The following is a 7308-nucleotide window of genomic DNA, read 5'->3' on the forward strand; positions in this document are numbered from 1 at the left end:
GTCAGCCTCCGGGATAAATATCTCTGCCGGGCCGGAACAAGGCGTTGGATATGGCCCTGACGCCCGGCCATTACCTGAAACTGATCACCGGGACAGGCATTCCCAGGAAAACCAGGAACATGCATTAAAAGACGAGCCTGCAAAAGATTCTCCCGGCAGCCAGGAAAAAGTGCAACCATCACCTCAAGCCGGCAATGACCATCACAGTGAAGAGTACAAGCAGGGTGAAGAAAATCACGGCCTGCGCAATGAACAGGAACTCTCGGCTGAAGAGCGCCAGGAACTACAGAAACTGAGACATCGCGACGCCGAAGTGCGTGCCCATGAGCAGGCCCATATTGCAGCCGGAGGCCAGTATGTAAACGGCGGGGCCAGCTATTCCTATGAAAAAGGACCGGACGGCAGGCAGTATGCAGTTGAGGGCGAAGTCTCCATAGACACTTCTCCGGTACCCGGAGACCCTGAACAGACCCAGGAAAAGGCTCGTACCGTGCGCCGGGCGGCCCTGGCCCCGGCCAATCCTTCTCCGCAGGATCAAAGAATAGCTGCGGATGCCGCCCGGATGGAAGCAGAGGCCAGGATGGAGCAACGCCAGGAAGAACAAGAAGAACAGCAGGACGAATCAGGACCCGGGCAGCCTGAAGCAGGCAATTCACCCACTTCTCCTCCGCCCACGGCAATGAAAGCCGCCATCCAGGCCTACCAGTCAATGATAAACAGCTTCTAAAACAGACCATTCCGGCACTCTGCCTGCAATAATTCTCAAACAGGTATTTACTCCCACTAGTCGAACTCTAGAACTGGTTTTCTTTCCAGAAACGAACTAACCATCGCTCAAAACCACAAACTTTTTCCAGTCCAACTCTTTACCGGGGAGCAACTTAATGCTATAAAGAAATTAAAGGCCTTAAGACAAAGAATTCACTCAAGGCCCGGAGCACACAAATGGCCAGGATCCTCATCCTTTCACCGGATCAACATTTCCGCAGAGACATCAAAAAGACTGTCCAGGATATGGGCTACAAGGGCCATGCCACGCATGTATCTCTGGAGCCTTTTCTTGGTGGTGCCGACCATTACGATATGGCCATCCTGGACATTGATATTTCCCGGCAAGATCACCGCCATGTATTTTATGACCTGCTGCAATACCCCTCCCCGCCGGCAACTGTGGTGGTAACCGACTCCGACGATCCGGAGTTTGCAGAAGAATCCATCAGGAAAGGGGCCTGGGACTGCTTTAAAAAGCCTCCGCCATGGGAGACTCTGAAAGCCTCCATATATCGCGCAATCAAAAAAGTCAGAAACAACAGAGCCAGTGACCCCCTGACCTTGGAACGCTGCGGCATTGCAGGCTCTTCCCCGGAGCTGATGAAGTGCCTGCAGACTGTCCATACCTGTGCCGCCACGGACAGCAACATTTTGATCTTCGGGGAAACCGGCACCGGCAAGGAACTTTTCGCCAGAGCCATACACTGCAACAGCCTGCGCAGCAGTTTTCCCATGATGACTTTAGACTGCGCCTCACTACCGGTCAACCTGGCTGAAAGCATTCTCTTCGGGCATGAAAAAGGGGCCTTCACAACTGCTGATCGAAAGAGTCCTGGCCTTTTGAAGCAGGCCCATAAGGGAACCCTGTTTCTGGACGAGATCGGTGAACTGCCCCTGGCCACTCAGAAAACTTTTTTGAGAGTACTGCAGGAACGTCGCTACAGACCGGTAGGCAGTACTACGGAAATGTTCAGTGACTTCAGGCTGGTGGCTGCAACCAACAAAGACCTGGACCAGATGGCGACTGAAGGCCTGTTCCGCGAGGATCTGCTCCACCGCCTGAAAGGTGTCAGCCTGCATATACCTCCGCTTCGCTACAGACAAAGCGACATAAAAGCCCTTGTCTACCACTATCTCAATAAAATCTGTCAACGCTACGCAATAGAACTAAAAAGCCTTTCAGGCGAAGTTATGGATATAATGATCAGCTACCCCTGGCCCGGCAATGTGCGCGAGCTGATAAGCAAGCTGGAACACACTGTCATTATGGGCCTGAACGAGACGTACATTCTGCCGGAACACCTGCCCACCAGCCTCAGGGTACATAAAGCCAGGCAGCAGTTCAGCCAGGATGATGAACCAGCAGATATTACCGCACCAGCCACAGATGAATCCCAAGACCTCCCGGACCTGAAGGAATACCGCAACCGGGCTCTGGCTGACCTGGAAAAGGATTACCTGAGAAAACTTATGCGGGTTTCCGGGGAAAATATCCAGAAGGCCTGCCAAACATCAGGTCTGTCTCGCTCCAGGCTGTATGCCCTGCTCAAAAAATACGGCTTCAATTGACACTGCATTCAAATCACCCCAAACTTCCTGTCAGCCCCGGGGGTCAATCAAAATGCTTTTGTGCACAGACCACAGTCCTGACCTCCAATAAAGTCCTTCAAACAGTCCTGCCACGCAGGACAGGCCAGGTGCTTTGCCTGCTCATAACCTCTGGCCGTATTTTAACCTCCCGCTACCATAAAGAAGAGCCAGCATATTGTACTGCAAAACAGTACAAACAGTGAGACAATTGCTGCTTCACAGGCTGACCAGGCACGCCTTAATTTAACAACATCCCGGAATAATTAATGATAGATAACAAGGCACAGTACTTGATATATCTAATCCCCAAAAAAACACTTTAGAGTATGGAGGGAAAAATGAGGTCTTTTGATGACTTGATCCAGCAGGTCCAGGAAAAATATCTGTGCAACAGGTGCGGAGGTTGCGTCACCTTCTGCAAGGCCATCAACTACGGAGCCCTGGAAGTGGATAAAGAGGGCTATCCCCGCTACAAAGATAAAGAAGCGTGCATAGAATGCGGCATCTGCCATATGCTGTGCCCGGAAAACGAAGAACTTTACGACGAGGTCAAGCAGCATACAGGATGGAGTGAGCCGGCAGGAAATATTGTATCCTCGAATATCCTGCGGGCAAAAGACCCGGATATCCTTGAAAGGGCCACTGACGGGGGTGCAGTCACCGGCATTCTCAAATACCTGATGGAAACCGGACAAATAGATTCTGCCATAGTTTCCAGACATATCGGACTGTTCAACCGGGAACCCTTTCTGGCCCGCTCCACCGATGAACTCATCTCCGCCTGCGGCTCACACTTTGATACCTCCCACGGCATGGTGCGCTACAGCGAGCACTATTCCACGTTCACCCCATCCATCCAGGCCATGGGTGAATTAAAAAATTCTGAAGCCCGCCGGGTCGCCTTTGTAGGCACACCCTGCCAGGTGGCCACTCTGAGAAAAATGCAGGCCTTGGGAGTTGTGCCCTCGGACACAATACAATGCGTGCTGGGACTGTTCTGCTCCGGCAACTTCGCTTTTGAAGACAGCGCCAGAAAACGCCTGGAAGGCATTGGCCGGTTCGACTGGAATGAAGTCAAGAAAATCAACATCAAGGATAAAATGTACCTGTACATGCAGGATGGCACCATTCATACCCTGCCCCTGGATGAACTGGATTTCATCATGAGACCGGCCTGCCGCTACTGCACTGATTATACAGCAGAATTTGCAGACATCTCCTTTGGCGGAATGGGCTCGGATGAAGGCTGGACCACTGTGATCGCCCGTACCCGCCTGGGCATGGACATCTTGAACAAGGCCGAAGGCACCGCCCTGGAAAGCTACCTTGCCTCAAAAAGGGCTGCCGGCAGTGAAGATGAGAAGTCCAGACAGCGCATCATGGAACTGCGCCGCAACATGAGACACCGTAAGTACAGCAAAAACCTGGGGGACGAACAGGCCCAGCAGGACCCGGAATATCAGAAAATGGCCAGCGAACTGAAACACCTGGAGGAAAAATTCCAGGATGCTGCCCCATCACCCAATGAGCCCGCTTCGCAAACCAATATCAACAACACCCTGAATCTGATCCTGGAAAAATCCAGCATCAAGAGGGAAAACGCCCGCAAGCAGCGCCAGGAACTGGGAACTCCGGCATCTTCGCATGTATAAAAAACTTTGCAGTTCCAGGCAATGCTAATAAAAAACGCTTCAGTGGCGGTTATCGGGGGCGGAATCGTCGGCGTACATTCCGCCCTTGAACTGGCCAATGCAGGATACTCTGTCTGCCTGGTGGAGAAGCAGCCCGCACTGGGCGGTATGGTGGCCAGGCTGGAAAACATCTTCCCCACCAACGACTGCTCTTCCTGCCTGCTCTCCACCAGGCTCATGGAGTGCTCCAGGCATCCGGGCATCGAGATCTTGACCCAGACGGAAGTCATGGACTTAGAGGGGCCCGAAGGCAACATGCGCATGCACCTGCGCAAACACCCCTCTTTCATTGACCCGGACAAGTGCATAGCCTGCAATAAATGCTCGGAAGTATGCCTGAAATCCGCCCCGGACAGTTTCAATCTGGGGCTAAAACCCAGAAGGGCCGCTTATGTGCTGCACAACCTGTCCATACCTTCCAGATATGTAATTGACCCCGATAACTGCCTGCGGCTGACCCGGGGCATTTGCGGGGCCTGTGCAAAGGCCTGTCCCACTGGAGCCATTGATTTCAATGACCAGGAGCAGGGCATGGAACTGAGGGTCAACTCAGTCATCCTGGCCCCTGGACTGCAACAGGTGGACCCGCAGAATAGCGACACCTACGGCTACAAAGACATCCCCGACGTGGTCACCAGCCTGGAATATGAACGTCTGCTTTCCACTTCCGGACCTGGGCAGGGGCTGTTGAAAAGACCTTCAGACGGTGCGGAACCTGCAAGCGTGGCCTGGCTGCAGTGCGTGGGCTCCAGGACCCGGGACGCAGGCAGCAACAGGTCCTGTTCCAGCATATGCTGCATGTATGCCATAAAACAGGCCATGGTTTCCGGAAACCATGTTTCCAGGAGAAGGCTGGACTGTACAATATTTTTCAACGACATCCGGGCCCAGGGCAAGGCAGATGAAAAATTCTACGACAGGGCAAGAAACCAGGGTGTGCGCTTCATAGGGGAAAGGCCGCACACCATGACGCCCGGTGAGAACGGCAGGGGCGTGGTCACAAGCTATTTCTCCGGAAATGCCGGCCTGGTGCAGAAACATTATGATCTCCTGGTGCTTTCCACCGGTTTTCTGCCGGAAAAAAGCAGTATGGACCTTGCTGCCAGGCTGGGAATAAAGCTGAGCCGGGACAGGTTTGCCGTAACGTCCAGCTTCAGCCCTTTCCACAGCAACCGGCCCGGGGTTTATCTGGCCGGCAGCGTATGTGCGCCAAGAGATATTCGCCAATCCATCATAGATGCAGGCGGCGCAGCCAGCACCGCTACACAAAGCATCCCTGGAAAATCCCTGCAGACCTCAAACAATCCCTTTCCCAGGGAAAAAAACATCTCCGGTCAGGCCATTAGAGCAGGCGTGTTCATCTGCTCCTGCGGAGGAAACATATCCGATGTCATCGACGTCCAGGACCTGGCGGAGTTTGCCGCATCCATTCCAGACGTGGCCCTGGTGGACACCAATCTTTTTACCTGCCCCAGGATAACCCAGGACAAGATCATCAGATTGATACAGGAAAATGATCTAAACCGTGTGGTCATAGCCGCCTGCACCCCCAGGACTCATGAACCCCTCTACCGCGACACACTGCAGTCCGCAGGCCTGAACCAGTACCTGCTGGAGATTGCCAATATCCGCAACCACAACAGCTGGGTGCATAAGGACAATCCCAGGCAGGCTACGGAAAAAGCCAGGATGCAGATTTCTGCAGCTGTGTCCCGGGTCCGTATGAATAAACCCATGCTCCCCTTGCCCAAAAAAGTAATCCCCAAGGCCATGGTCGTGGGAGCCGGGCTTACGGGCATGACCGCGGCCCTGGAACTGGCCGGGCAGGGCATTGAAACATTTCTGGTGGAAAAATCGGACCATCCCGGAGGTAACGCATGGAACCTCAGGACCACCTGGAAAGGAGAGGACGTCTCAGAACATCTGGACCAGCTTATATCCAGGGTTGAAAACAACCCCCGCATACACCTGCTGAAACGCGCCGAAATACTTTCATTCAGGGGGTCCATGGGCAACTTCATAAGCCAGGTGCATATGTGCAGGCCCGACGGCGCAAACGTCCTGGAAACCATTCGCTACGGGACAGCGATCTTCTGTACCGGGGCCATGGAACATAAGCCTGCGGAGCACCTGCATGGCCGGGACGAAAGAGTTTATACCCAGAACGAATTCGACAGGCTTTTGAAATCATCCCCTGAAAAGATAAAAAGCGCCGGTGCAGTGGCCTTTATCCAGTGCGTGGGCTCCAGGGATACGCAGCATAAGTATTGCAGCCGGGTATGCTGCACCCGCAGCATTGAAACTGCCCTGCACCTGAAAAGGCATAACCCCTCGCTCAATGTCTACGTCCTGTACCGGGATATACGCACCTACGGCTCCAGGGAACTTCTCTACGAAGAAGCCCGCAGGCAGGGGGTGATATTCATCAGGCATTCCAGAACCAGCAAACCTGAAGTATCCGCCAGGGATGACTGCCTGAAAATAAAAACCACTGACCATATCCTGGAAAGTCCATTAGAAATACATGCAAACTACCTTGTACTGGCCGCGGCCATAGTCCCTGATCCCGGCAACCAGGAACTGGCCAGAAAGCTCAAATGCTCCCGGGACTCCCATGGCTTCGCCCTGGAAGAGCATTATTTTCTGCAGCCTGCAGATCTGTCCTGCAGCGGTGTATTCGCGGCAGGCCTGTGCAACGCCCCCATGCCGGTGGAAGAAGCAGTCGCCCAGGCCAGGGCCGCGGTTTCCAGGGCCAGGCAGATACTTTTCAAAGACAGTATTCACCTTGACCCTGTAAAGGCCGGTATAACAGAAAACTGTGATGCCTGCGGAGCCTGTGTGGACAAGTGCCCTTACGAGGCCATTCACCTCCAGGATGTCCCCGGAAACGACCATGGCCCCGGACAGCAGGTCTGCATAGAAAAGGCCGCCTGCCAGGGCTGTGGAATCTGTCTCAACTACTGTACCCGGGAAGGCATCGCCATTGGTGAATACCAGGAGGAAAAAATTCTGGCCCAGGCCCAGGCCCTGCTTGAAACCCGCCGGAACCAGACCCTCAAACATACACCCCTGGTGATGGTTTTCTGCTGCAACTGGGGCTCTTACCAGGCGGCGGATGCCGCTGGAGTCCTCAAACGCCGGTACAGCCCCGGGGCGGTCATTATACGGGTAAACTGCGTGGGCATCCTGCATGAGGACACTTTACTGCAGCTCATGCAGATGGGAGTGGACGGCATCATGGTCATTGGATGCAGCA

Annotated in this window: 4 protein-coding genes; all 4 read left to right on the forward strand. The window is 53.8% G+C overall.

Going from position 1 to position 7308, the window contains the following annotated elements:
- On the forward strand, positions 1-727 hold a 727-nt coding region (locus D5S03_RS05470; protein ID WP_287042927.1), incomplete at its 5' end, for a putative metalloprotease CJM1_0395 family protein.
- A gap of 218 nt (positions 728-945) precedes the next feature.
- Complete coding sequence (locus tag D5S03_RS05475) at positions 946-2340, forward strand: sigma-54-dependent transcriptional regulator (RefSeq protein ID WP_287042928.1); 1395 nt, start codon at positions 946-948, stop codon at positions 2338-2340.
- Positions 2341-2699: 359 nt separating this feature from the next.
- Positions 2700-4013, forward strand: coding sequence for a Coenzyme F420 hydrogenase/dehydrogenase, beta subunit C-terminal domain (locus D5S03_RS05480; protein WP_287042930.1), 1314 nt, complete (start codon positions 2700-2702; stop codon positions 4011-4013).
- Between the two features lie 21 nt (positions 4014-4034).
- Positions 4035-7308, forward strand: a 3274-nt coding sequence (locus D5S03_RS05485) for an FAD-dependent oxidoreductase (protein WP_287042931.1), incomplete at its 3' end; no start/stop codon positions are given.

It is taken from the genome of Desulfonatronospira sp. MSAO_Bac3 (assembly GCF_003838035.1).
GTDB lineage: Bacteria > Desulfobacterota > Desulfovibrionia > Desulfovibrionales > Desulfonatronovibrionaceae > Desulfonatronospira > Desulfonatronospira thiodismutans.